This is a genomic window from Streptomyces sp. A0592, assembly GCF_004795115.1.
GTDB classification, from domain to species: Bacteria; Actinomycetota; Actinomycetes; order Streptomycetales; family Streptomycetaceae; genus Streptomyces; species Streptomyces erythrochromogenes.
Genome location: NZ_SSBM01000046.1, coordinates 1 through 23,912, shown reverse-complemented (window position 1 = coordinate 23,912; position 23,912 = coordinate 1). Strand labels below are relative to the sequence as shown.

The 23,912-nt window shown below is 71.0% G+C and carries 25 protein-coding genes and 1 pseudogene; 7 read left to right on the top strand and 19 right to left on the bottom strand.

Annotation, left to right across the window (positions count from 1 at the left end; genetic code table 11):
- The first annotated feature begins 420 nt into the window (after positions 1-420).
- Positions 421-693, top strand: coding sequence for a DUF1876 domain-containing protein (locus E6U81_RS35165; RefSeq protein ID WP_030027023.1), 273 nt, complete (start codon positions 421-423; stop codon positions 691-693).
- Between the two features lie 47 nt (positions 694-740).
- Here the strand turns inward: E6U81_RS35165 and E6U81_RS35160 are convergent, their stop codons facing one another.
- Entirely contained in the window at positions 741-1,496 is a 756-nt protein-coding gene (locus E6U81_RS35160) for an ABC transporter permease (protein WP_136234065.1), read from the bottom strand.
- Positions 1,493-2,428 (bottom strand): ATP-binding cassette domain-containing protein, encoded by a 936-nt coding sequence (locus E6U81_RS35155; protein WP_136234064.1) that lies wholly within the window; start codon positions 2,426-2,428, stop codon positions 1,493-1,495. Before E6U81_RS35155 ends, E6U81_RS35160 begins: the two co-directional genes overlap by 4 nt.
- A 112-nt stretch (positions 2,429-2,540) precedes the next feature.
- Between E6U81_RS35155 and E6U81_RS35150 the strand changes: the two genes are divergently transcribed.
- Positions 2,541-3,326: a TetR/AcrR family transcriptional regulator gene (locus tag E6U81_RS35150; RefSeq protein ID WP_136234063.1), complete on the top strand. Its 786-nt coding sequence runs from the start codon at positions 2,541-2,543 to the stop codon at positions 3,324-3,326.
- A gap of 491 nt (positions 3,327-3,817) precedes the next feature.
- Here the strand turns inward: E6U81_RS35150 and E6U81_RS35145 are convergent, their stop codons facing one another.
- The 4 genes from E6U81_RS35145 to E6U81_RS35125 form a co-directional block, all read right to left on the bottom strand.
- A complete protein-coding gene (locus E6U81_RS35145) occupies positions 3,818-4,537 on the bottom strand; it encodes an alpha-ketoglutarate-dependent dioxygenase AlkB (RefSeq protein WP_240804200.1) in 720 nt (239 codons plus the stop codon).
- A gap of 16 nt (positions 4,538-4,553) precedes the next feature.
- Complete coding sequence (locus E6U81_RS35140) at positions 4,554-5,762, bottom strand: hypothetical protein (protein WP_136234061.1); 1,209 nt, start codon at positions 5,760-5,762, stop codon at positions 4,554-4,556.
- Between the two features lie 472 nt (positions 5,763-6,234).
- Entirely contained in the window at positions 6,235-6,423 is a 189-nt protein-coding gene (locus E6U81_RS35130; RefSeq protein ID WP_136234059.1) for a DUF397 domain-containing protein, read from the bottom strand.
- Entirely contained in the window at positions 6,420-7,244 is an 825-nt protein-coding gene (locus tag E6U81_RS35125; protein ID WP_136234058.1) for a helix-turn-helix transcriptional regulator, read from the bottom strand. The genes E6U81_RS35130 and E6U81_RS35125 overlap by 4 nt, the downstream gene beginning before the upstream one ends.
- A gap of 113 nt (positions 7,245-7,357) precedes the next feature.
- On the opposite strand from E6U81_RS35125, the gene E6U81_RS35120 reads away from it, so the two are divergent.
- Positions 7,358-7,792: an ATP-binding protein gene (locus E6U81_RS35120; protein ID WP_240804199.1), complete on the top strand. Its 435-nt coding sequence runs from the start codon at positions 7,358-7,360 to the stop codon at positions 7,790-7,792.
- Positions 7,793-7,797: 5 nt separating this feature from the next.
- On the opposite strand, the gene E6U81_RS35115 is transcribed toward E6U81_RS35120, so the two are convergent.
- The 3 genes from E6U81_RS35115 to argS all read right to left on the bottom strand — a co-directional run bounded on the left by E6U81_RS35115 (position 7,798) and on the right by argS (position 11,186).
- On the bottom strand, positions 7,798-8,595 hold the full coding sequence (locus E6U81_RS35115) for a VOC family protein (protein WP_136234088.1): 798 nt from the start codon (positions 8,593-8,595) through the stop codon (positions 7,798-7,800).
- Positions 8,596-8,715: 120 nt separating this feature from the next.
- Complete coding sequence (locus E6U81_RS35110) at positions 8,716-9,240, bottom strand: hypothetical protein (protein ID WP_136234056.1); 525 nt, start codon at positions 9,238-9,240, stop codon at positions 8,716-8,718.
- Positions 9,241-9,416: 176 nt separating this feature from the next.
- On the bottom strand, positions 9,417-11,186 hold the full coding sequence (argS, locus tag E6U81_RS35105) for an arginine--tRNA ligase (protein WP_136234055.1): 1,770 nt from the start codon (positions 11,184-11,186) through the stop codon (positions 9,417-9,419).
- 181 nt (positions 11,187-11,367) lie between these two features.
- Between argS and lysS the strand changes: the two genes are divergently transcribed.
- Positions 11,368-13,107 (top strand): lysine--tRNA ligase, encoded by a 1,740-nt coding sequence (gene lysS / locus E6U81_RS35100; RefSeq protein ID WP_136234054.1) that lies wholly within the window; start codon positions 11,368-11,370, stop codon positions 13,105-13,107.
- A 94-nt stretch (positions 13,108-13,201) separates the two neighbouring features.
- Here the strand turns inward: lysS and E6U81_RS35095 are convergent, their stop codons facing one another.
- The 3 genes from E6U81_RS35095 to E6U81_RS35085 form a co-directional block, all read right to left on the bottom strand.
- Positions 13,202-14,548, bottom strand: coding sequence for a DUF2637 domain-containing protein (locus E6U81_RS35095; RefSeq protein ID WP_136234053.1), 1,347 nt, complete (start codon positions 14,546-14,548; stop codon positions 13,202-13,204).
- A gap of 125 nt (positions 14,549-14,673) precedes the next feature.
- Positions 14,674-15,432 carry a DUF3558 family protein gene (locus E6U81_RS35090; RefSeq protein ID WP_136234052.1) on the bottom strand — a complete coding sequence of 253 codons (759 nt, stop codon included), beginning with the start codon at positions 15,430-15,432 and terminating at the stop codon, positions 14,674-14,676.
- A 113-nt stretch (positions 15,433-15,545) separates the two neighbouring features.
- A complete protein-coding gene (locus E6U81_RS35085) occupies positions 15,546-16,418 on the bottom strand; it encodes a DUF3558 domain-containing protein (RefSeq protein WP_240804198.1) in 873 nt (290 codons plus the stop codon).
- 190 nt (positions 16,419-16,608) lie between these two features.
- On the opposite strand from E6U81_RS35085, the gene E6U81_RS35080 reads away from it, so the two are divergent.
- Positions 16,609-17,802 (top strand): RtcB family protein, encoded by a 1,194-nt coding sequence (locus E6U81_RS35080; RefSeq protein WP_136234051.1) that lies wholly within the window; start codon positions 16,609-16,611, stop codon positions 17,800-17,802.
- 79 nt (positions 17,803-17,881) lie between these two features.
- Here the strand turns inward: E6U81_RS35080 and E6U81_RS35075 are convergent, their stop codons facing one another.
- The 3 genes from E6U81_RS35075 to E6U81_RS35065 form a co-directional block, all read right to left on the bottom strand.
- Positions 17,882-18,322, bottom strand: coding sequence for a Uma2 family endonuclease (locus tag E6U81_RS35075; protein WP_136234050.1), 441 nt, complete (start codon positions 18,320-18,322; stop codon positions 17,882-17,884).
- A gap of 33 nt (positions 18,323-18,355) precedes the next feature.
- On the bottom strand, positions 18,356-19,120 hold the full coding sequence (locus tag E6U81_RS35070) for an SDR family oxidoreductase (RefSeq protein WP_136234049.1): 765 nt from the start codon (positions 19,118-19,120) through the stop codon (positions 18,356-18,358).
- Positions 19,121-19,182: 62 nt separating this feature from the next.
- Positions 19,183-19,518, bottom strand: a complete 336-nt coding sequence (locus E6U81_RS35065) for a YnfA family protein (protein ID WP_136234048.1) — start codon at positions 19,516-19,518, stop codon at positions 19,183-19,185.
- Positions 19,519-19,633: 115 nt separating this feature from the next.
- Between E6U81_RS35065 and E6U81_RS35060 the strand changes: the two genes are divergently transcribed.
- A complete protein-coding gene (locus E6U81_RS35060) occupies positions 19,634-20,119 on the top strand; it encodes a hypothetical protein (RefSeq protein ID WP_240804197.1) in 486 nt (161 codons plus the stop codon).
- Positions 20,120-20,191: 72 nt separating this feature from the next.
- Here E6U81_RS35060 and E6U81_RS35055 read toward each other — a convergent pair whose 3' ends face one another.
- Entirely contained in the window at positions 20,192-20,920 is a 729-nt protein-coding gene (locus tag E6U81_RS35055; protein WP_136234046.1) for a Mut7-C RNAse domain-containing protein, read from the bottom strand.
- Positions 20,921-20,962: 42 nt separating this feature from the next.
- Complete coding sequence (locus E6U81_RS35050) at positions 20,963-21,379, bottom strand: helix-turn-helix domain-containing protein (protein WP_136234045.1); 417 nt, start codon at positions 21,377-21,379, stop codon at positions 20,963-20,965.
- Positions 21,380-21,525: 146 nt separating this feature from the next.
- Between E6U81_RS35050 and E6U81_RS35045 the strand changes: the two genes are divergently transcribed.
- The gene (locus tag E6U81_RS35045) at positions 21,526-22,422 is read left to right on the top strand and encodes an NADP-dependent oxidoreductase (protein WP_136234086.1); all 897 of its coding nucleotides are present in this window, start codon (positions 21,526-21,528) and stop codon (positions 22,420-22,422) included.
- Here the strand turns inward: E6U81_RS35045 and E6U81_RS35040 are convergent.
- Positions 22,406-22,945: a GNAT family N-acetyltransferase gene (locus E6U81_RS35040; protein ID WP_136234044.1), complete on the bottom strand. Its 540-nt coding sequence runs from the start codon at positions 22,943-22,945 to the stop codon at positions 22,406-22,408. The genes E6U81_RS35045 and E6U81_RS35040 overlap by 17 nt on opposite strands.
- A gap of 56 nt (positions 22,946-23,001) precedes the next feature.
- Positions 23,002-23,912: pseudogene (locus E6U81_RS35035) on the bottom strand (zinc ribbon domain-containing protein); the annotation flags it as partial.

Below are 23,912 nucleotides of genomic sequence, written 5' to 3'. Positions count from 1 at the left end.
CCTGTTCGGGAGGCCTACTGGTGGTGCGGCAAGAACCGCACCAGGGGACGCCCCTGTCTGCACGGCTCCGGGCGGCACCGGGACCGGAGGCATCGGCCGCGGCGGTAACGGCCGCTGCGGTGGCCGCAACGGCAACGGTACGAACGGCACCGGCACCAACGGCAACGACGGTCCCCCGTGCCCCGACAAGCCCACGACACCGAAGCCCCCCGAGGACGACAGCGGCTACCCGTCGGTTCCCGAGGCTCCGGCCCCGCCCGCTCCCGAGGCTCCGGCCCCGCCCCCCGTTGTCGTCCGCTGACTGCGGATGGGCCGGAGGGCCGCTGCCCCACCGCCTGGCGGTGGGGCGAACCCCCGCTCGCGCGTGTCGGGGTGTAGGCGCACTCTGGAGGGAACAGGTGACCCTGGAGGTGATGCACCATGGCCACGCTCGTCGGGTGGCATGTGGAGCTGGAATTCACCGAGGAGGGCCACCGCACCAGTGCGGCGGCCCTGGTACGGCTCGGGGACGGCTCCGAGATCAGGGCGCGGGGCTATGCCTTGCGCCACCCCTCCGACCCGGAGCAGATGAGGGTCGGGGAAGAGATCGCGGGCGCCCGTGCGCTCATGGATCTCGCGCAGCAGATGTTGCAGAAGGCCCACTCGGAGATCGACGAGGCGACGGGCCGTCATTCCTACCCGCTCAACCGCTGAGCGGCGGGCGGACCACCGGCCCGCTGAGGGGCTCCTGCCGGAGCCGCTCAGCGGGTCCTGCTGCGGAAGAGGACGGCGGCCAAGGTCACGGCCACGGCCGTGATGCCGGCGCACCAGGTCAGGGCCGTCCAGGGGGTGCTTCCGGCGGGCTGCGCGAGGAGCAGCGCGCGCAGGGATTCGATCACCGGGGTGAGCGGTTGGTGCTCGGCGAAGCCGTGCAGCCAGCCGGGCATCGTCTCGATGGGGACGAAGGCGCTCGACGGGTAGGGCAGGAACATCATCAGGAAGGTGAAGCCGCCCGCCGCCTCCGGCGTCTTGGCGAGCAGTCCGAGCGTGGCGGCCAGCCACGAGATCGCCGTGATGTACGCGAACAGCAGGCCGGCCGCGGCGAGGAAGGCGGCCGGGCCCGCCTGGGGGCGGAAGCCGATGGCGAGGGCGACGGTGAGGACCAGGGTGGTGGAGATCAGGTTGCGCAGGACGGAGGCCGTGACGTGTCCGGCCAGGATGGGGATCCCGCCGATGTCGAGGGTGCGGAAGCGGTCGATGACGCCGTTGCGCATGTCGTCGGCGACGCTGACGGCGGTGCCGGCCGCGCCGAAGCCCGCGCAGAGGAGCATGGCGCCGGGGACCACGTACGTCACGTACTCCGTGCCGGTGTCGATGGCCCCGCCGAAGAAGTAGACGAAGATCAGCATCAGCATCACGGGCAGCATCAGGGCGGCGATCAGGGCGTCCGGGCTGCGGCGGCTGATGCGCAGGCTGCGGCCGGCCAGGGCGAGGGCGCTCACAGGTACGGCGGTCATCGGTCGGCTCCCGTCAGGGTGAGGAACACGTCGTCGAGGGTGGCGGTGCGGACGGCGAAGCGGTCCACGCAGGTGCGGTCCGGGTCGAGTTCGTCGAGCAGGGCGCGGACGTGGGCGGCGCTGCCGTCGGTGGCGACGCCGAGGGTGAGCTCGTCCGGGGCGAGGTGGACGGCGCGCGGGACCAGGGCCTCGTAGGCAGCCTGCGTGGTGAGGGTGAGGTCCAGGCGGTGGCCCGACACGCGGGCCTTGAGCTCGGCGGGCGTCCCCTCGGCGGCGATCCGTCCCTCGGCGAGGACGGCGACGCGGTCGGCGAGCCGGTCGGCCTCCTCCAGGTACTGGGTGGTGAGCAGCACGGTCGTGCCGTCGGCGCGCAGTTCCCGTACGAGTTCCCACAGGTCCTGGCGGCTGCGCGGGTCGAGGCCGGTGGTCGGCTCGTCCAGGAAGATCACCTCGGGGCGGGAGACGAGGCTCGCGGCGAGGTCGAGGCGGCGTCGCATGCCGCCCGAGTAGGTCTTGGCCGTGCGCGCGGCGGCGTCGGCGAGGCCGAAGCGGGTGAGGAGCTCGTCGGCGCGGGTGCGGGCGGCGCGCGGGGTGAGTCCGCTGAGCCGGCCCATCATGCGGAGCATTTCGGCACCGGTCTGGAGGTCGTCGACTGCGGCGAACTGGCCGGTGAGGCTGATGCGTTCGCGGACGAGGGCCCGCTCGGTGACGGTGTCGTGCCCGGCGACGCGGGCGGTGCCCGCGTCGGGGGCGGTGAGGGTGGCGAGGATCCGGACGGTGGTGGTCTTCCCGGCGCCGTTGGGGCCGAGGAGGGCGAGGACGCTGCCGCGGGGGACGGCGAGGTCGATGCCGTCGAGGACGCGGACGTCGCCGTAGGACTTGGTCAGGCCGGTGGCGTGGATCCCGAGGGCGCCGGAGGCGTGCGTGGTCATGAGGGGATGCGCTCCCTTCGTGGGCTCTGCTGCGCTTCTGCGTATGCCTTACGCTCTTCTGTGTAAGTAATACACAGAACTAGGATGGGGGTCAATCGAGGAGTGGGCGGTCATGGCGGACGAGGACGACGAGGGCGGCGCAGGCGGTGGAACCGGGCTCCCGGCCAGCCTGGAAATGGCCTGGGGCCTGCGCGAACGCCCCGGCAAGGGGCCGCGCCCCACGCTCACGCTGCCGCGCATCGTGGAGACGGCCGTGACACTGGCGGCCGGTGAGGGGATGGACGCAGTTTCCATGGGCCGGGTGGCCAAGGAGCTGGGCGTCTCGACGATGTCCCTCTACCGGTACGTCACGGCGAAGGAGGAGCTCTACATCCTGATGTCGGACGCGGGTGTCGGCGCGCCGCCGGCGCTGCCGCCGGAGGCGGAGGGGTGGGGCTGGCGCGAGCTGCTGACCCAGTGGGCGTACGCGCAGCGGGCCGTGCTGATGGTCAACTCCTGGATCCTGCGCATCCCGATCACCGGGGCGCCGGTCAGCCCGAACCAGCTGGCCTGGATGGAGCGCGGGCTGGCGGCGATGGCCGGCACGGCCCTGACCGAGGGCGAGAAGATCTCGACGATCATCCTGATCGGCGGCCTGGTCCGCAACGAGGCGACCATGGCCGCGGACATGATGGACGCCATCGTGAAGTCCGGCGTCGCACCGGACCAGGTCCTGGGCCAGTACGTGCGCACGCTGCGGCTGATGACGGGCCCGGACAGCCACCCGGCCGTGACGCGACTGCTGGAGTCGGACGCGTTCACGGGCTCGGACGAGCCGGACTTCCAATTCCGCTTCGGCCTCGACCGGATCCTGGACGGCCTGGCCGCGCTGGTGGCGGTGCGGACGGGCGGAGCCTGAGGGGGCGGGGGCCCGGGAGAGGTCGGGCGGCGGGCGGCGCCGGAGGGGGCGGGGCTTCGGTGGGCGGGATGGCTGAGCGCGGGGCGGTGGTGCGGGGGCGGGGCCTGTGCGGGGCGGCATCAGGGTTGTGCTGGGGGTTTCCCGTCCGTCCTATCGTCTTCCGGTTCGTGCCGGTCCCTCAAGGGCGCTCCTTCGTCGCGTCGCTTCGCGATGTCGCTGCGCTCCACCCTTGACCGCCCGTCCCGCCCCGGAAAATCGAGGACAGCCGGGAAGCCCCCAGAAGAACGGGCCGGGGGGAGAGATAGAGGGACGGGCACATCAGCGATGCGCGGGGTGGTCGGGGGAGCGCCTCAGATCGCTACACGGTCCCGCCCGACGGCGTCCGCAGACCCCTTGGGCTGGGCATAAGCCGCCATCGATCGCTACACGCTTCTGCGAGACGGCGTCCGCCCCTCGTTCGGGGCTGACGGGGGGGGGGGCGGAAGCACAGGTCAGACGGGTGGCAGCAGATCGCTCTCGCTGACGGTGTACGTCAACGGGGGGTAGGTGAAGTCCGTTTCGTCGTTCTCGCGGCGCCGCAGTCGGTAGAACTCGCGCCGCTGCTCGTCGTCGGCCGACGTGAGGCGCGCGCCCTGCGGGAGGTAGGCGTGTCCATCGCGAAACCGAAGGAGGGTCTTTGACGTTCTGAACGTCACGCCCAGCCATTGGTTGTCCGCCGTCGGGTCGGTGTCCAGCACGATCTTGTGCTTGAACCGCCGATTCGACTCGACGGAGAACACGACCACACTGTTGTGGGTGAGGGGGATCTCGAACCCGTCGGAATCCGACTCCTTGGATTCGAAGACCAGCTTCCTCGGGCTCACTTCGGGGTGCTGGTAGCAGGAGAGGACGGCGATGAAAGAGTCGTCGGCCAGATCCAGGGCCTGGTCGGAATGGCTGCCCATGGTTCTGTAGGCATTCGTGTAGCTCTCGATGAGGGCGTTGTTGAAGCCGACGGGGATCGCCGCGTGTTCTTGGATCTGGTGCGCCAGCCATTCGTGCACCGCACGGAAACGCTGCGTCGGACCGCTGTACTGAGTGGTGGTGCGTACGAGAGGCACTCCGTTTTCCTCGTCGACGTGGGTGAGCGTGGCGCCTCGCCGGCCCTTCCCTACGTCTTCCAGAGCAGCCGATGCCGACAGCTCCGCGAAGAGGTCCCGCTCGGTCGGCAAGGAAAGCGAGGTGATCCTAGGCTCGGGGGGCAACGTAGTCTCCCGTGTTCATGCTGAAGAGAAACCTGTCGCCGTAGTCGATGAGGGACGAGGTCCTGTTCTCCTCGGCGTACAGCTTGCGCAGCTCGTCCATGCCCTCGGGCGTGGGCGGCCCCAGCTCCACCAGGTCTTCCGCCGCTTTGAGGAACGTCCGGCCGTTCTTGTGGACCGCTTCGGTGTCCGAACAGCGCACCACGTAGCCCAGGCGGGTGGGGAGCATGCCAGCGTCCAGCGTCGAGGGCCGGATTTCGTGCGTGTACAGCCGGTTGGTGGACAGCGGCATGAAGAACACAGAGCCGGGATAAAGGGTCACGGTGAACTGAGGGGGCAGGGCGTCCGTTGCCGGTTCCTTGAGACGGAAATGCAGTCGGGTCAGCCCGCTGGCACGCTTCACGCCGTAGTCGAAGGCGTCTTCCGCCATCGGATGCAGCTTGTCGAGTCCGTCATAGAACGTGCAGAAAGCCATGATTCCGTTGCCGGGCATGTCCTTGGTCTTGTCGGCGTGCGCCGATATTTTCGCCTTGGACTGCTTGCGCTCGGCCGTGGCCAGGGTGTTGTGGTAGACCTGCGCGAGGACATGATTGAGCGGCGCGTGGTTCCGGAATACGGTGGCGGCCTCGCGGTTCAGATCCTCGACCATTCGGATGTCCGTCGGTCGAAACCCCTCGGTCGGCCCTGAGAGATTCGTGGAGCACCGGAGCAGACGGAAATGCAGCTCGTCACCCTCTCGTGTGACGGGCGTCAGATAGATCCCGCTGCGATGAGCCGTTCCAGGCTTGTTGGACTCCGTCAGCGACTGGAAGGCGTGCTCCGCACGGATCCGCCCGAAGTGATCGGCGTCGAGGTCGAAGAAGCGGCGGTAGTACACCCCCGCGCCGTGCACCCGGATGGGAACTCGGCCCCCATCGACGACGGTCCAACCTGTGTCGTTCTCGTGGTATTCGTGCGACAGCTCCCGGACGATGAACACCCGCTCTGCCGAATCCAGTTGGTGCCTGCTGATCCCGGACGCGTCGCCGCACAGGTAGACGGTCTTCTGGGTGAGGTCAGTCGACCCCAGCTCCTCCGGCGTGATCGTGGACCCGAAGAAGTCCCTGATCAAGTCGTCGTCCTGCAACGCCGAAGGCGCAACCAGGATGTTGCTCGCATCATCAATGCGGGCCTCTGTCAGCCCTGCCGGGTGCATAGAACGGCACCTCCCCTTCGTAGATCTTGATCAATTGAACCGCGGACCGGCCCCGAACGGTCTGCAGTCGCGTGATCGAGAAGCGCGTAGCGGTCAGAGGCGTCCTACGCCAGCCACAGAGGCCCGCAGGCGCCGACGGACAGGACCGCGTAGCGATCTGAGGCGCACCGGGCTCTGCCCGGCTCTCTCCGACGTCCCGTCTCTCTCCTTCTGTCCCGGCCCGTTCCTCTGGGGGCTTCCCGGCTGTCCTCGTATTTCCGGGGCGGGACGGGCGGTCAAGGGTCGCCGAAGGCCATCGCGAAGCGACGCGAGGAACGAGCGCCCTTGAGGGACCGGCACGACACGGAGAGACGATGGGACTGACGGGAAACCCCCAGCACATCCCTGATGCCGCCCGTCGTGGATGCCGTCCCCAGGGCGCGGCTTCGGTTCGCGACGGGCCTGTCTCTGTCTGCCGCCGCTCAACCGCGGGCTAGCGAGCGAGCCAGCCCGTCAGTGCCGTCCAGCTCGCCGGCGCGAGCGCCAGGACCGGGCCGTCCTGGACCTTCGAGTCCCGGACGTGGACCGCGTCCGGGCCGCTGGTGGCTACCTCCACACACTGACCGCCGTCGCTGCCGCTGTAGCTGGACTTGAACCACTTCAGTGAGGTCGTAGCGCTCATGTCTCTCCTAGCAGGCGCTCCAACAGGCCTCTTGTCTGCTCGGTGTTGAGGGCCTGAGTCCGCAGCATCGCATACCTGCGCGCCATGATGCTGACCTCGTTGGGTTTCGAGATGAGCTGGCTGCCACGTTGGGTTTCGGTGTAGCCGAGGTGCTGGTGCTCCTGGGTCTCGACGATGGTGAACGGGCCGTCGAGAGCGGCGTGTGAGGTCCGCCCCAGAGGCAGCACCTGAAGGCTCACGTCCGGGAGGCCCGTGCACCTGTGGAGGTGGCGCAGCTGCTCCGCGTACACCTCGTCCCCGCCGAGGCGGTCACGCAGTACCGCTTCCCAGACGACGAAGCTCAGCGTCGGAGGAGTGCTGCGGCGCAGGATGTCTTGGCGGGCGAGGCGGCGGGCGGTCAGGGCGTCGATCTCTGCTTCCGGGTAGGCGGGGACGCGGCACCTGAAGACGGCCCGGGCGTAGTTCTCCGTCTGGAGCAGGCCAGGTACCACCTGGTTGTCGAACCAGGAGAGTGCGATCGCGCTGTCCTCAAGGGCCATGTACTCCTCCGCCCACGGCGGAGTCGCGTCGACCGCCGGCATTCCGACGGCCGCCAGCGTCAGCAACCCCGGCAACCCCAGATGCTGGTCCATCAGTTCGGCGACGTTCGGCATCAGGGCGCGCCGGCCCTGTTCGATCGACGCGATCGTCTCCGCGTCCAGGCGGACCAGCTCGCCCAGCTGTCGCTGGGTCAGGTTCTTGGCGACTCGGCCGGCGGCCACCTGCGAGCCGACCATCTTCATGGTCGTCGCGTTCGGCCGTGCGCGTTTCCTCGGTGGCATGACAGCGAACTCCCCACCCGCACATGCGGAATACCCCGTGCGGACCCGTACTCATCGAGGAGTACGGGTCGGCGCTCAGCCATACGCTAGTGACGCAGCGCGACGATCGTGCCGTGAATCCAACTATTCAGGCGGCGCTCGTGCGCGAGCGGCTCTACCTGCGCTCACCCCGGACCGTCGCAGCTGCGCGCCAGTTCACACGTGACACCTTGCAGGCGTGGGGCGTGGACCAACGCCTCGACGACATGTCGCTCTGCGTGAGCGAGCTGGCGACCAACGCCGTGCGGTACGGCGTCCCGCACGGCCGCGGCTATCTCCTGCGGCTGTTCGGCTTCGAGGACGCGACCGTCCGGGCCGAGGTGCACGACAGTGGGCCCGGGCTGTCGCGGATCACCGGGCGGCCGTACGGACGGGGCCTCACTCTCGTCCAGGCGCTCGCCGACGAGTGGGGGGTGCTGGCGCGGACGCCCGGGAAGGTCGTCTGGTGCGAGTTCCGGAACGCCCCCCGACTACCGGAATCAGCCGGAGGGCACTCGCGCAGGGAATGACCGGATCAGGCGGGCTGCTCCGGGGCGGTCGCCTTGATCACCGAGAACGTGCCGCCCTGGGGGTCGGAGAGGACGGCCATGCGGCCCGCGACCATGTCGAAGGCCGGGGCCATGACGCTGCCCCCGGAGCGCACCGCGGCGGCCTGGATCTCGTCGACGTCGTCGACGTGGAAGTACGGCATCCAGTGCGGCGGCACGCCGGGCGGGAGCTTGGCGAGGTCCATCATTCCGCCGACGGCGCGGTCGCCGACCTTGAACTCGGTGTACTCCCCGGCGTCGGGCATCTCGGACCTGGCCGTGGTGACGGGGAGGACGGAGGTGTAGAAGGCAGCCGCGGCGGGGACGTCGCCGGTGCTCAGCTCGTTCCAGATCAGCGCGCCGTGCTCGTTGACGATGCCCGCGCCGTCGAAGGTGCCGGCCTGCCACAGGCCGACCGCGGCGCCCGTCGGGTCGATGATCACGGCCATCCGGCCGAGGTCCATGACGTCCATCGCGCCCATCATCACCGAGCCGCCGGCGTCGGTGACGGACTTGAGGGTGGAGTCGATGGAGTCGGTGGCCAGGTACGTGGTCCACGCGGTCGGCGGCATCGGGTCGGGCACGGAGCCGTCCGGGTTGGACGCCTTCATGATCCCGGCGACGGGCCTGCCCTTGAGGAGGCAGACGGAGTAGCCGCCCTGCTCCGCCGGGCCGACCTCGCCCTGCCAGCCGAAGAGGTCGCAGTAGAAGTCGAGGGCCGCCTGCTGGTCGGGGACCATCAGGTCGATCCAGCACGGGGTGCCGGGCTTGTAGGGGCCGTTCATGTCGGGCACGGATGCCTCCGCTGGTGGATGGGGGAAGGACGCGCCGTCCCCTACCCGGCCCGTGCGGCCCGAATCGGGCCGTACGGGTGAATCTGGGCGGGCATCAGTGGGAGCAGACGGCTACGGGCAGAGGTGGCCGGGGCGCGGGTGGCACTCGCCGGGGTCCGGGTCGACCGGGCCGCCCGGCCGGAAGTTGGACCACCAGATCGGGGTTCCGCCGTAGTAGACGGCGATGTTGCCGCCGTTCTGGATCGCCAGGTGCGCGCCCCAGTGGCGGTCGGTGGCACTGTTCCACAGCGGGCGCATGGCGGCGTCGTAGGAGACGAGGTTGCCGTCGGCCTGCATGTAGAAGGTGTTGCCGTAGCCGTAGCTGCCGACGGCCGTCCAGATGGCCCTGCCCTGGTGGTAGAGCACGACGTGGCCGTCCGTCTGCTGCACGAGCATGGTTTGCCGGTCGGGCGAGTACCAGGCCTCGCCCCGGTTCAGCCCGGCAGTTCCCGTGATGATCGTTTCGGTGTCACTGTTCACGGCTGTCGCCGCGGCGGCAGGGGCGGCCTGCGCCGCCGTGGCGGCCAGCCCGGTCGGGGCCAGGGCCAGGATCGCGGCAGCGGCCACCAGGGACGGGCGGATGCGTAATCGGTTCATGCGGACTCCGTGCGGTGTGATCCGGATGGACGCCCGCAGACTCGCAGCGGAACCCCAGCCGCAGCAGGAGGAAACCGGCCGTTTCCTGACACGTCCGGCGCCGGCCTCCGTGCCGTGACGGAACGCGGAAGGCCCCACCTCCGGGAGGAGACGGGGCCGCCGGCGTACGAGGTGCGTCAGAGCTTCTCGGGGGTGCGGATGCCCAGGAGGGACATGCCCTTCGAGAGGGTGCGGGCCGTCAGCTCGCACAGGAACAGGCGGTTCTCGCCCACGACGAGCTCCGGCTCCGGCTTCACGACCGGGCACTCGGTGTAGAACGTCGTGAACAGCGACGACAGCTGGTAGAGGTACGCCGCCACCTTGTGCGGGGCGTGCTCCGCGGCCGCCTCGGAGATCAGTTCGCCGAAGCCGTCCAGGTGCAGGCCCAGTGCGCGCTCCGCCGGGGCCAGTTCCAGCTCCGGGTGGGCGACCGGCTTGCGGTCACCGGCCCGGCGCAGGATCGACCTGATCCGGGCGTACGCGTACTGGAGGTACACGGACGTGTCGCCGTTCAGGGAGACCATCTGGTCCAGGTCGAACTTGTAGTCGCGCGAGGCGGACGTCGACAGGTCGGCGTACTTCACCGCGCCGATGCCGACGTACTGGCCGTTCTCGACGATCTCCGACTCCGTCAGGCCCACCTTCTCGGCCTTCTCCCGGACCACGGCGGTCGCCCGCTCCACGGCCTCGTCGAGGAGGTCCACCAGCCGGACCGTCTCGCCCTCACGGGTCTTGAACGGCTTGCCGTCCTTGCCGAGGACGGTGCCGAAGGCCAGCTGCACGGCCTTGACGTCGTCGTTCAGCCAGCCCGCCCGGCGCGCCGTCTCGAAGACCATCTTGAAGTGCAGCGACTGCCGCGCGTCGACCACGTAGATCAGCTCGGTCGCGCCGAGGTTGGTCACGCGGTCACGGATCGCCGACAGGTCGGTGGCCGCGTAACCGAAGCCGCCGTCCGACTTCTGCACGATCAGCGGGGTCGGGTTGCCGTCCGGGCCCTTGACGTCCTCGAAGAACACGCACAGCGCACCGTTGGAGCGGACCGCGACGCCCGACTCCTCCAGCAGCTTGCACGTCTCGACCAGCATGTCGTTGTAGCCGGACTCGCCGACGACGTCCGGGTCCTGGATGTCCATGTCCAGCTTGTTGAAGACGGAGTAGAAGTAGATCTTCGACTCGTCCACGAACCGCTGCCACAGCGCCAGCGTCTCCGGCTCGCCCGCCTGCAGGTCCACCACCCGCGCCCGGGCCCGCGTCTTGAACTCCTCGTCGGAGTCGAAGAGGGCGCGCGAGGCCTTGTAGAGGCGGTTGAGGTTGGACATGGCCTCCTCGCCGGAGACCTGCGCGTCCGACTTGTGGTCCAGCTCGTGCGGGTGCTCCAGCAGGTACTGGATGAGCATGCCGAACTGGGTGCCCCAGTCGCCGATGTGGTGGCGCCGGACCACCTTCTCGCCCGTGAACTCCAGGATCTCCACCATCGCCGCACCGATCACCGCGGACCGCAGGTGCCCGACGTGCATCTCCTTGGCGACGTTCGGCTGCGCGTAGTCGATCACCGTGGTGCCGGCGGAGGCGTTCAGCGGAACGCCGAGCCGGTCGTCCGCGGCGCGGGCGGCCAGCGTCGAGATGATCGCCCCGTCGGCGACGGTGATGTTCAGGAAGCCCGGGCCCGAGACCTCGATCTCCTGGATCAGGTCACCGGTCGGGATGCCCTCGACCACGGTCGTGGCCAGCTCGCGCGGGTTGGCCTTCGCCTTCTTCGCGAGCGCCAGGATGCCGTTGGCCTGGAAGTCGGCCCGGTCGCTTCGTCGCAGCAGCGGGTCGGCGCCACCGGCCTCCGGCAGGGCGGAGGCGAGGGCGTCGGCGACGCGCTGGTTGACGGACGAAGCGAGCGAAGGGACCGAGGCCATGAGCTGCCGTTCCTGTGAGGTCTGGTACTGGGGTCGGACTTGGGTCTTCCGACAAGTGCCGAGTATCCCACGGGGGCGCCATCCGTTTCGCGGGATATCACCGGGTGGGAAGCAACCCCGGAGTGGCCCGTTCCGTCTGGGAGAATGGCCGAAGCCATCATTCGAGATAGAAGGACGTGTCGTGGCTCAGAGCGCGCAGAGCAGCACCGAGACCGACTGGGTCTCCCGTTTCGCGGACGAGGTCATCGCCGAGGCGGAGCGCCGAGCCCCGGGCAAAACCGTCGTCGTCGCGTCCGGACTCTCCCCCTCCGGCCCGGTCCACCTGGGCAACCTCCGCGAGGTCATGACCCCGCACCTGGTCGCCGACGAGATCCGCCGCCGCGGCCACGAGGTCCGCCACCTCATCTCCTGGGACGACTACGACCGCTTCCGCAAGGTCCCCAAGGGCATCCCCGGCGTCACCGAGGAGTCGCACGCCCAGCACATCGGGCGCCCGCTGACCGCCGTCCCCGCCCCCGAGGGCTCCGCGTACCCGAACTGGGCCGAGCACTTCAAGGCCGCCATGGCCGAGTCGCTGGCCGAGCTCGGCGTCGAGTACGACCCGATCAGCCAGACCGAGCAGTACACCACCGGTGTCTACCGCGAGCAGATCCTGCACGCGATGAAGCACCGCGGCGACATCGACGCCGTCCTCGCCCAGTACCGCACCAAGGTCAAGCCGGGCGGCAAGAAGCCCCAGCAGAAGCAGGTCGACGAGGCCGAGCTGGAGGCCGCCGAGGGCTCCGGCGCGGCCGCCGAGGACGACGGCAGCGCCGGCGAGGGCGGGTACTTCCCGTACAAGCCGTACTGCGGCCGGTGCGGCAAGGACTTCACCAAGGTCACCTCGTACGACGACGACACCACCGAGCTGACCTACGTCTGCACCGAGGACGAGTTCACCGAGACCGTCAAGCTCAGCGAGTTCAACCGCGGCAAGCTCGTCTGGAAGGTCGACTGGCCGATGCGCTGGGCCTACGAGGGCGTGATCTTCGAGCCCTCCGGCGTCGACCACTCCTCGCCCGGCTCCTCCTTCCAGGTCGGCGGCCAGATCGTCCACATCTTCGGCGGCGAGCAGCCGATCGGCCCGATGTACGCCTTCGTCGGCATCAGCGGCATGGCCAAGATGTCCTCCAGCAAGGGCGGGGTCTTCACCCCCGGCGACGCCCTGAAGATCATGGAGCCGCAGCTCCTGCGCTGGCTCTACGCCCGCCGCAGGCCCAACCAGTCCTTCAAGATCGCCTTCGACCAGGAGATCCAGCGCCTCTACGACGAGTGGGACAAGCTGGAGGCCAAGGTCGCGGACGGCAGCGTGCTGCCCGCCGACGCCGCCGCGCACGCCCGCGCCGTACGCGTCGCCTCCCACGAGCTGCCGCGCACCCCGCGCGCGCTGCCGTACCGCACGCTCGCGTCGGTCGTCGACATCACCGCAGGACACGACGAGCAGACCCTGCGCATCCTCTCCGACCTGGAGCCGGAGAAGCCGCTCACCTCCCTCGACGAGGTACGGCCGCGCCTGGACCGCGCCGAGAACTGGATCACCACCCAGGTCCCGGCCGACCAGCGGACCCTCGTACGCGAGGACGCCGACACCGAGCTCCTGTCCTCCCTGGACGACGAGGGCCGCGAGTCCCTGCGCCTGCTCCTGGAAGGCCTCGACTCGCACTGGTCGCTCGACGGACTGACCACGCTCGTCTACGGCGTCCCGAAGGTCATGGCCGGGCTGGAGCCCGACGCCAAGCCGACCCCCGAGCTCAAGGTCGCGCAGCGCACCTTCTTCGCCCTGCTCTACCGGCTCCTCGTGACCCGGGAGACCGGGCCGCGACTGCCCACGCTGCTGCTGGCGGTGGGCGCGGACCGCGTGCGCAAGCTGCTCGCCGTCTGAGACCCCGCCGCGGGCCGTGCCCGGGCACGCGGAAGGGCCCGCACCCCTCGGGGTGCGGGCCCTTCCCGCGTACGGCGACAGCGGCGGGCCGTCTCTAGGCGATGTGCTCGTTCTCCAGCTCCCGCTGGTAGCGCAGCTTCAGCTGCGGGAAGATCTTGCGGATCAGCGAGCCGCTGCGCGGGTGGACCACCCCGTAGCGGTCGGCCAGCAGTATGTCGAGCTGCTCGGCGGTCAGCACCTCGCCGCTCTCCACCAGGTGGGTGCGGAAGACCTCGTACGCCGCCTCCGCGAACTTCTCCGCGTCCCCGTCGACGTCGGCCCCGGCCTCGGCGGCCGCGTCCGCCTCGGCGCGGGGGCCGGGTACGGGCGCCTGCGCCTGCGGCTCGTCCGGGCCCATCGGGGCCTGCACCGGGGTCGGCTCCAGGCCCTCGACGTACTGCGGGTTGTAGCCGCCCTCGTACGCGGCCTGCGGCGCGAGCGGCGCCGCGAACCAGGCGCTGTTGTGGGCCGCGGGCATAGCCGTCGGGTCCACCGCGAAGGCCGGCGGGGCGTGGGTGGCGGCCGCCGAGGCCGCTGCGGCCTGCTGTGCCTGTGCCTGCTGTACCTGGGCCTGCTGCTGGAACTGCCGGTCCGGCCCGTCCAGCTCCAGCTCCGGGGCGCCCGCCGCAGGGCCGGCCGCCGCGGCCTCCAGGGCCGGAGCCGGAGCCGCACCCACACCCGCGACCTGCGGCTCCAGCGGAGGCAGCACCGCCGGGTCGATCCCGGTCGCCGCCAACGCGTCCGGCGTCGTCTGCGAGAGCGGGACACCGATCCGGGCCAGCTTCAGCGGCATCAGCGCCTCCACCGGCGCCTTCTGCCGCCAGAAACGCCCGTACCGCGCCTGCAGGCGCGCCTGGTAGATCAGCCGGTCCTGCTCCATGCCGATCGCCTGCTCGTACGACCGCAGCTCCCACAGCTTCATGCGGCGCCACAGCTTGAACGTCGGCACCGGCGACAGCAGCCACCGCGTGATGCGCACGCCCTCCATGTGCCGGTCCGCCGTGATGTCGGCGATCCGGCCCACCGCGTGCCGGGCGGCCTCCACCGTCACCACGAACAGGATCGGGATCACGGCGTGCATGCCGACACCGAGCGGATCCGGCCACGAGGCCGCGCCGTTGAACGCGATCGTCGCAGCCGTCAGCAGCCACGCCGTCTGGCGCAGCAGGGGGAAGGGGATCCGCATCCAGGTCAGCAGCAGGTCCAGCGCCAGGAGCACGCAGATACCGGCGTCGATGCCTATCGGGAACACCAGGGAGAAGCTGCCGAACCCCTTCTTCTCCGCGAGCTCGCGCACCGCGGCGTACGAGCCCGCGAAGCCGATTCCCGCGATGACGACGGCTCCGGCGACCACGACACCGATGAGTATTCGGTGCGTACGAGTCAGCTGCATCGCGGCCACCCGCGATCCCCTCCCCTTGTCGAGCACAGACCGAGCGCTTACCGCGCCTTTACGGAGCTGCGGCAGGCACAGCGTACGGGTGACCGGAAGTCAGCGCTCCAGGAGGCCCCGACCTGCCACCGCTCCTACTGGGGCTGGGGGGACTGCGGCTGCTCCGCAGGCTTGTTGGCGCCCGCGACCGAGCCCACGGCCTCCTTGGCCGCGGTGATCGCGTCCTGGAGCAGCTTCGCCTGGTCCGGGGCACCGGCGCCCTCGTAGGCGGCGCCGTTGTAGTCGAGCGTCACGACCACGTTCTGGGTGCGCGCCACGATCGTGGTGTTGAAGAAGTCGCCGTCCTTCTTCACCGAGTAGACGATCGAGGTGCCCTGGTCGCCCAGGCCCTCGACGGCCTCGGCCTTGACGTTCTGCGCGCCCTCGGTGGCCTTCGCCGCCTCGACCTGCTTGCCGTACTGCTCCTCGGCGCGCTTGTTGGCGCTGCCGAGGGAGGCGTGCGAGTCGGTGCGGAAGAAGGAGAGCGACAGCCAGCGGTACTGCGAGCCCTTCAGGCCGTCCTCGTCCAGGCCGTTCCAGGAGCAGCTGGCGCGGGTGGCCAGGTCGTTCGACTTGGTCGCCGTACCGTTCTTGTCCTTCGCCTCCGGGACGAGGGTGTCTATCGTCCCTGCCTGGAGCGCCTTGCAGGGGTCCGGGAGCGCGGCGAAGGCGGCCTTCTCCAGCTCCGGCTTGGACTTCTCGCCGGGCTTCGAGGAGGCGGACGAACCGGACTTCTTCTCGTCCTTCGCGGCCGATTCCTTGCCCGAGTCGGACGAACACCCGGCCACGGTGAGGATCACCGGGACGGCTGCGCAGGCGAGAACGCGGGTGAGGCGCGAGGCTGATCGGTGCATGGTTCCTTCAGTGCTCTGGGGGTCTTCTTCGGACGCGGGACCCGGTCAACGGTAGCCCGATTGGGTGTCGCACTGCTGTGCGCGCCGTCACGCGGGGGTGTGGCGCGCACCGCTCACTCGTTGAAGCGTTCGGCGAGAGCCTGCGCCAACTGCCGTGCCTTGTCCTGGGTTTCACCGCTCGGCGGGATGGTGCCGGGCAGGGTCGGCTGCACGCTGTACTCGACCTTGACGATGACATTCGAGGTGCGGAACACAATCCGCACGGTGCGCGACTGGGCGGCCGTGGCCCCGGCGGCGCTCAGCTTGTCGTCCAGGAAGGCCTCGGTGCCGAGCCCTTCCAGGACGCGGGAGCCGAGCTCGGGCTGGGCCGACGGGCTGGTGCCGGGGGCGGGCGTCCCCGCGGCCGGCGCCCCGGCCGACGGCGAGCCGCTCGCGGGCGGTGCGGCGGGCGGGGGCGGGGAGGCGGCCGGGTTGGCCGGGTTGGCGGCGCCCTGGCCGGGGGTGGTGGCGGGGCCGGGGAAGGGCAGGCGCGCGTCGGTGAGCAGGCGTACGTAGACCTGCTTCGCCTTGTCGTCGTCGCTGGCGGCGCCGCGGTCGTAGGAGACCACGCGCTCGAAGCCGACGGACAGCAGCCGGGTCTCCTCGGGGGTCTGCGCGGTCCAGCGGCAGCCGACGTGCCGGTCGCCGTCGTACGAGGCGTCGGCGACGCCCGCGTACATCTGGTCGCGCTGTTCGGGGGTGAGGCCTTCCGCCTCGGGGAGCATGGGCTTGAGCTTCTTGCTGTCGGCGGCCGCCCTGCACGGCGCGGGCAGGCTGCGGTACTTCCCCGGCTGGGCGGGCGCGGCGGAGCTGCCGCCGGCCTTCGAGTCGCTGGTGCTTCCGCCGTCGCTCGCGCCGCTGCACCCGGTCAGGCCGGCCGCACCGGCCGCGAGCGCGGTGAGCATCGCGAGGCCGGGCAGGACTCGCCGTACCGCTGTGCGCTGCACGTCCACTGGCTCCCTTCGACCGGCGGGCCCCCCGACGGTCAGGAAAATGCGTTGCCGCGACTTGGGCGCGGCTGGACACAATGTCTATCGCACACGCTGGTGCTGGCGCCGGTCCCCTGTCGTATTTGGGATCAAGAGCGAGGCTTTTGCGCATTCTCACCTTTCTGTTGGTTTCGGGGGATTGATTCCTATGTCGTATGTAGAGGTACCGGGGGCGCAGGTCCCGATCCGGATGTGGACCGACCCGGCGTCGGTCGAGGCGGGAGCGATGCAGCAGCTCCACAACGTCGCCACGCTTCCGTGGATCAAGGGCTTGGCGGTCATGCCGGACGTCCACTACGGCAAGGGGGCCACGGTCGGCTCGGTGATCGCCATGAAGGACGCGGTCTGTCCGGCGGCGGTGGGGGTGGACATCGGCTGCGGCATGTCGGCGGTGAAGACCTCCCTGACGGCGAACGACCTGCCGGGCGACCTCTCCAAGCTCCGCTCGAAGATCGAGCAGGCGATCCCGGTGGGGATGGGCCTCCACAAGGAGGCGGTGGACCCGTCGCGGCTCTACGGCTTCTCGGTGGAGGGGTACGAGGACCTGTGGAAGCGGTTCGACTACCTCACCGACTCGGTCAAATTCCGTCAAGAACGTGCCACGAAGCAGATCGGAACGCTCGGAACAGGCAATCACTTCATCGAGTTCTGTCTCGATGAGTCAGGTTCGGTCTGGCTGATGCTGCACTCCGGCTCCAGGAACATCGGCAACGAGCTCGCCATGCACCACATCGGCGTGGCTCGGGGCCTCGCGCACAACCAGAACCTGGTCGACCGGGACCTGGCGGTCTTCCTCGCGGCGACGCCCGAGATGGAGGCTTACCGCAACGACCTCTTCTGGGCCCAGGAGTACGCGAAGTTCAACCGCGCGGCGATGATGAGCCTCTTCAAGGAGGTCGTCCGCAAGGAGTTCCGCAAGGCCAAGGTCTCCTTCGACCGCGAGATCAGCTGCCACCACAACTACGTGGCGGAGGAGCGGTACGACGGCATGGACCTGCTGGTCACCCGCAAGGGCGCGATCCGCGCCGGCAGCGGCGACTACGGGATCATCCCGGGCTCCATGGGCACCGGCTCGTACATCGTGAAGGGCCTCGGCAACGAGAAGTCCTTCAACTCGGCCTCGCACGGCGCGGGCCGGAAGATGAGCCGGACGGCGGCGAAGAAGAAGTTCTCGGCGCGCGACCTGGCGGAGCAGACCAAGGGCGTCGAGTGCCGTAAGGACGCGGGCGTCGTGGACGAGATCCCGGGCGCGTACAAGTCGATCGAGCAGGTCATCGACCAGCAGACCGACCTCGTCCAGGTCGTGGCCAAGCTCAAGCAGGTCATCTGCGTCAAGGGCTGAGGTCTGAGCCTGGGCGAGGCTGTCGGGGGAGTGGAGGGGCCCGGACCGGTGCAGACCGGTCCGGGCCCCTCCGCGTGCGTCAGCCGGTGATGCCGTCAAGGAGCAGGTCGACCGGGAGTTCGAGACAGACGCCCACGCACTCGGGGGCGCCGATGGAAGTGCCCCGCTTGTGCGTGGTGCGGAGTCGGCAGGTGCCCTCGCGCGGATCGCGGCAGACGACGACCTCGTCGTGGTGACGGTCGGCGATGATGTAGACGGGGATGCCGGCTGCGGCGTAGCTCTCGGCCTGGGTGCCGAGGTCGTCCGACCAGTCCGACGAGGTCACCTCGACCACGAGGCGGAACACCTCGGGCGAGTACCGGTTGTTCCCTCCCCTGGAGTCCAGGAAGTCTCCTTCCACCGGGGAGAAGTCCGCGATGGCGTAGTCGTCGGGGTCGGTCGGCAGCCAGATTCCGATGCCCTGAGGGCCCTGGACGCGGCGCGGGCCGCCGGGCTGAGGCCGGCGGCCCTGATGCCGCACCTGAGGAGTGCCGGGGTGCTGTGGGCGGACGCCCTAGAGCTCGCGGTGGACCTTCGTGTTCGAGGCCTGGGCGCGGGGGCGGACCACCAGGAGGTCGATGTTGACGTGGCTGGGGCGGGTCACCGCCCAGGTGATGGTGTCGGCCACGTCGTCGGCGGTGAGGGGCTCGGCGACGCCCGCGTAGACCTTCTCCGCCTTGTCCGCGTCGCCGCGGAAGCGGGTCTTCGCGAACTCCTCCGTGCGGACCATGCCGGGGGCGATCTCGATGACGCGTACGGGCTGGCCCACGATCTCCAGGCGGAGGGTCTCGGCGAGGACGCGCGCGCCGTTCTTGGCGGCGACGTAGCCGGCGCCGCCCTCGTACGTGGCGTGGCCGGCGGTGGAGGAGAGGACGACGACGGTGCCGTCGCCGGAGGCGGTGAGGGCGGGGAGCAGCGCCTGGGTGACGTTGAGCGTGCCGATGACGTTGACCTCGTACATGGTGCGCCAGTCGGCGGGGTCGCCGGTGGCGACGGGCTCGGCGCCGATGGCGCCGCCCGCGTTGTTGACGAGTACGTCGCAGCGGTCGAGGGAGGCGGCGAGGGCGTCGACGGCGGTTCGGTCGGTGACGTCGAGGGCGTGGGCGGTCGCGGTGTGCCCGGCGTCGGTGAGCTCGGCGGCGAGGGCCTCGATGCGGTCCTTGCGGCGGGCGGTGAGGACGACGTGGTAGCCGGCTGCGGCGAGCTGCCGGGCGGTGGCCGCGCCGATGCCGCTGCTCGCGCCGGTGACTACGGCGGTTCGGGTGGCGGCCGTGCTCATGTGCGTGCTCCTCGGTCGTTCGTACGGGCGATTACCCGCCAGCATAGGCGCGGCCGGGCCGCTCAGCGGCCGCGCGGGACGTACATGATCACGGCCATTCCGGCGAGGCAGACGAGGGCGCCGACGATGTCCCAGCGGTCGGGGCGGTAGCCGTCGGCGACGGCGCCCCAGACGAGGGAGCCGGCGACGAAGACCCCGCCGTAGGCGGCGAGGACCCGGGCGAAGTCGCCCTGGGGCTGGAGGGTGGCGACGAAGCCGTAGAGGCCGAGGGCAATCACGCCGGCGCCGATCCAGGCCCACCCCTTGTGTTCGCGCACGCCCTGCCAGACGAGCCAGGCGCCGCCGATCTCCAGGAGCGCGGCGAGGGAGAAGAGGGCGGCGGAGCGGGCGATCAGCATGGCTCAAAGGTACGCAGGGCAGATGGGGGAGGGCGCGCCCTCTTTCGTGTGATGGTCCGACTTTTCGGGGCGGGTGGGGGCTAGCCTCCGCGCGAGACGCGAGGAGGTGGTGGCGGTGCGCCGTGTCGCCGTACGGAGTGTGGTGGTGGCGGGGTTGCTGGCGCTGGGGGCGGGTGTGCCCGGGCCGGCGCAGGCGTGGGGTGCGGGGTGGGCCGGCCCGGAGGCCGACGTGTCCTACCACGGCCGGGTGGCCCTGTCCGGCTCGCAGTTGCGGGTCTGGCTGGTCCCGGAGAACGACGGGCCGGCCGCGCTGCCGAACGCGACGCTGCGGGTGCGGCTGTCGGCGGACCTCGCGGACCGGCAGCAGCTGGCGGCGGGCTGTGCGCGGGCCGGTCTGCGCGAGGTGGTGTGCGAGACGGGACCGCTGCCGCTGCACGGGCGGGGCCGGCACGTGGGGCTGGCGCTGGAGCTGCGGGAGCCGGCGGCGGAGGTGGTGGTGGGGGTGGACACGTGGTGGAACGGCGGTGCGACGGACCGGAACCGCGCGAACAACGAGCACGTGGTGCTGGCCCTGGACACGGGTGACGCCTACGCCTTCTAGGCGGCCTGGGTCCGGGGCCGGTCCGGGACCGGCCCCGGACCGGTCAGGGTCCTCGGAGGGGCAGGCGTTCCGTCAGGCGGTGCCGAATTCGACGAGTGCCTCGTCGACGATCCGCTCCAGGCGGGCGTGGTGGGCGCCGCGCCAGTAGACGCGCTCGCACGCGGTGCACTGCGCGAAGACGTCGTAGGAGCGGTGCGTGCCGTGTTCCAGGCGGTCGCCGACGCTCTCCTTGTCGGCTTCGTGGAGCGGCCCGTTGCAGGCGGTGCAGCGGGTCCACGGGGCGAGCGCGGGTGCGAAGCGGCCGAGGACGTCGCGCAGTTGCTCGTCGGGGTTGTCGCTGTAGACGTACGCGCCGGCGAAGATCTCGCGGCGGCGGAGCAGGCCGCGGTCGCGGGAGAGCAGGACGCGCCGCTCGGCGGCGGAGCGGGTGGCGAGGGCGGGGTCGCCGATGTCCTCGTTCTCGTAGGCGGCGTCGACGCCGAGCAGGCGCAGGCGGCGGGCGAGCGTGCCGAGGTGGACGTCGAGGAGGAAGCGGAGCGGGGCGCCGGTGACCTGCTGGGGGCGCTCGACCCCGAACACCTCTACGGTCTGGCCGTCTTGGGGCACGTAGGAGACGGGGACCTCGTGGCCGTCGACGAGGAGTCGGCCGACCTCGGTGAGCGGAACCCCGGCGGATTCGACGACGTGGCCGAGGCTGGAGGAGCCGTCGGTAGCGGTCGGTACGCGGTCCGTGCGCCGGCTGGGCGGGGCGAAGAGGCGCAGTTCAGGGGCGAGGGTGAGCTGAATGCCGGGTCCGTTCACCCTGTCAGCATGCCATTGCGGGGCGGGTGGTCGCGCCTGATTTCAGGAGGCCGCGGCGGCCCGGTCGTAGGTGTCGCGGTGGGCGCTGACCTCGTCGAAGTGGTTCTCGGCCCAGACCTTCACGGAGGAGAGCAGGCAGCCGAGGCTGCTGCCGAGGTCGGTGAGCCGGTAGTCGACGCGGACGGGGACGGTGGGGGTGACGTGGCGGGTGACGAGGCCGTCGCGCTCGAGGGAGCGCAGGGTCTGGGTGAGCATCTTCTGGCTGACGCCGGGGATCTTGCGGCCGAGGTCGCTGTAGCGCAAGGAGCGGTCGTCGGCCTCGCCGAGGGCGCTGACGATGAGGCCGACCCACTTGTCGCTGATCCGGGCCAGGAGCTGGCCGGTGGGGCATTCCTTGAGGAAGGCGTCGTAGGCGGAACGGGCTTCCTCGCGGCGGGCCGCGGCGGTACTGGTGGCCATGGGCACCCACTTCCAAGTCCGGTACGCACCTCGGAGTACGCACTTACGAAAGGAGAGTACCTCTCCCTAGGTTAGTGGTCATCGGAACGAGCGAAGACGACGGAACGGGGAGAACGATGAGCGAGCGGGCGATGGGCGAGCGGACGATGCTGGCGGCCGTGGTGAACGGGTTCGGCGGCCCGGAGCGGCTCGAACTGGCCGAGGTGCCGGTGCCGCGTCCCGCGGCGGGCCAGGTCAGGATCCGGGTCGTGGCCGCCGGGCTCAACCCGGTGGACGCGGGGGTCCGCGCCGGGATCTTCGGCGGCGCCGGACAGCGGCTCGGCCTCGGCTGGGACGTCGCCGGACAGATCGACGAGACCGGCCCCGAGGTGACCGGCTGGAGCCGCGGCGACCGGGTGGTGGGCCTGCACCACGGCACGGTGAAGCCGCTGGGCACGCACGCCGAGTACGCGGTGCTCGACGCCACCGCCGTGGCCGCCGCGCCGACCGCGGCGGACGACCTGGCCGCGGCGTCGCTTCCGCTGGCCGGCCTGACCGCCGCCCGCGCCGTGGAGCAGCTGGGGCTCGCCCCCGGCGCCTCGGTGCTGGTCACCGGCGCGGCGGGCGTGGTGGGCGGCATGGCGGTGCAGCTCGCCACGCGGGCCGGCCTGGTGGTGACGGCCCTGGCGGGCCCGGGGGACGAGGAGCTCGTACGGTCGCTGGGCGCGGCCGCCTTCGTCCCGCGCGGCGGGGCTCCGGCCGGGCCGGTGGACGGGGTCCTGGACGCGGCCGTCCTGGGCGGGGCCGCGCTGGCCCCGGTCCGCGACGGCGGTGTCTACGTGGGCCTGATCCCGCACCACGCCCCGGCGGCGGAGCGCGGGATCCGGGTGGAGGAGCAGGAGGTCGCCGCGGACGGGGAGCTGCTGGCCCACCTGGTGTCCCTCGTCGAGGAGGGCGCGCTCACCCTGCGGGTCGCGGACGTCTTCCCGCTCGCCGAGGTGGCGAAGGCGCACGACCGGCTCGCGACGCCGGGCGTGCGCGGCCGGATCATCCTGACGGCGTGACCGCGGGTCGCGGCCCCACCCGGTAGCGCCAGTCGACGCTCGGGTGGGGCACGCCGGGCGGGTACTCGAAGTCGACCTCGCCGAGGCGTTCGAACCCGGCGCGCCGGCAGACGGCGTTGGAGGCGGGGTGGTCCGTTCCGGGGAAGGCGTGCACGCTGTCGCGGGAGCCGTGCGCCCGTACGTGGGCCAGGAGCTCCGCCAGGGCCGCCACGGCCAGCCCCCGGCCCTGGAACTCGGGCAGGATGCCCCAGCCGGCCTCGTAGACCGGCTCGCCCCGCCACTGCCGTTCCCAGAAGCCGATGGACCCGACGCTGTCGCCGGAGGCCTCCAGGACCACGCGGAACATCCGGCCGGCGGCCGGCTCCCGCGCGCTCAGGGCCTCGTAGCGCCGCTGGCGGTCGCGGAGCCGCTCGTCGGACTCGGGGCCGCCGAGGTGCTCGGTCATGACCGGCTCGTTCGCGCGTTGCAGCAGCCGGAAGTCCCGGTCGGACCACGGTTCGAGTCGTACGCGTGTCTCCTCCACGGGCCCACCCTACGGACGGTGCCGCAGCCGCATCGGGTGAGCCCCCGCCGGGGCCACTAGCTGCGCTGGAAGAACTCCACCTCCGCGAGGGCGAGGGGGCCCTGGGGAGCCGAACCGGCGGGTTCTTCGAGGATCAGCCGGATCGTCGTGGCGTCGCTGATGCCCGTGGAGAAGGTCTGCGGTCCGGGCTTGTCGCTGAGGACGAGCTTCTTGCGGACCGTGACGCCGTCCCGGTCCGTGACCTCCATGTCGATCCGCAGCGCCCGTCCCCGCTTCGCGTACTCCTCGGGTGCCGGCGAGGCGCCGTTGGTGACGATCACGGCGACCAGCCGGAACGGCTTGCCGAAGGTGTACGTCGCCGAGGTGCCGGGTCCGGGCGCGCCCCAGTAGCGGTTGCTGAGCCCGTCCGTGCTCTCGCCCACCGGGTGGCCGGGGAGCTCGGCGCTCGCCCGGACGCGGGTGGGGGTCACGGCCTTGGCCTTGCCGAGCTTGTCCAGGGTGTCCTGCACCAGGTGGCGTCCGGCCGGCAGGAGCAGGAAGCCGGCGGCGCACAGCGCCAGTACGACGGTCAGGACCACCAGGAAGCGGACCATCCGGCCGGAGCCGGCGCGTGTGCGGCGGCGGAACGGCCAGACCGTGCGCCACCACGGCAGGGGGGCGGCGGCGGTGGACGGCGTCAGGGGTGTCGCGCAGCGGCGGCAGAACCGGCGGTCGGGCGGGTTGGGTGTGCGGCAGGCCGGGCACGGCACGCCGGCGACGTCGTCGCTCACCGCGAGGGGACGCACGACGGGGCGCGGCGCGACGGGCATGGCCGGCAGCACGGGAGCGGGGGACGCGGCCGCCCGGTGAATGGCCTGGAGCGCCTCGGCGATGCCCGCGACGAGCAGCAGTACGGTGCGCGTCGGCAACGGCCCGTGCCGCCGCACCACTTCGTGCAGCGACGGGCCCGGCACGTAGGCGGTGGCCA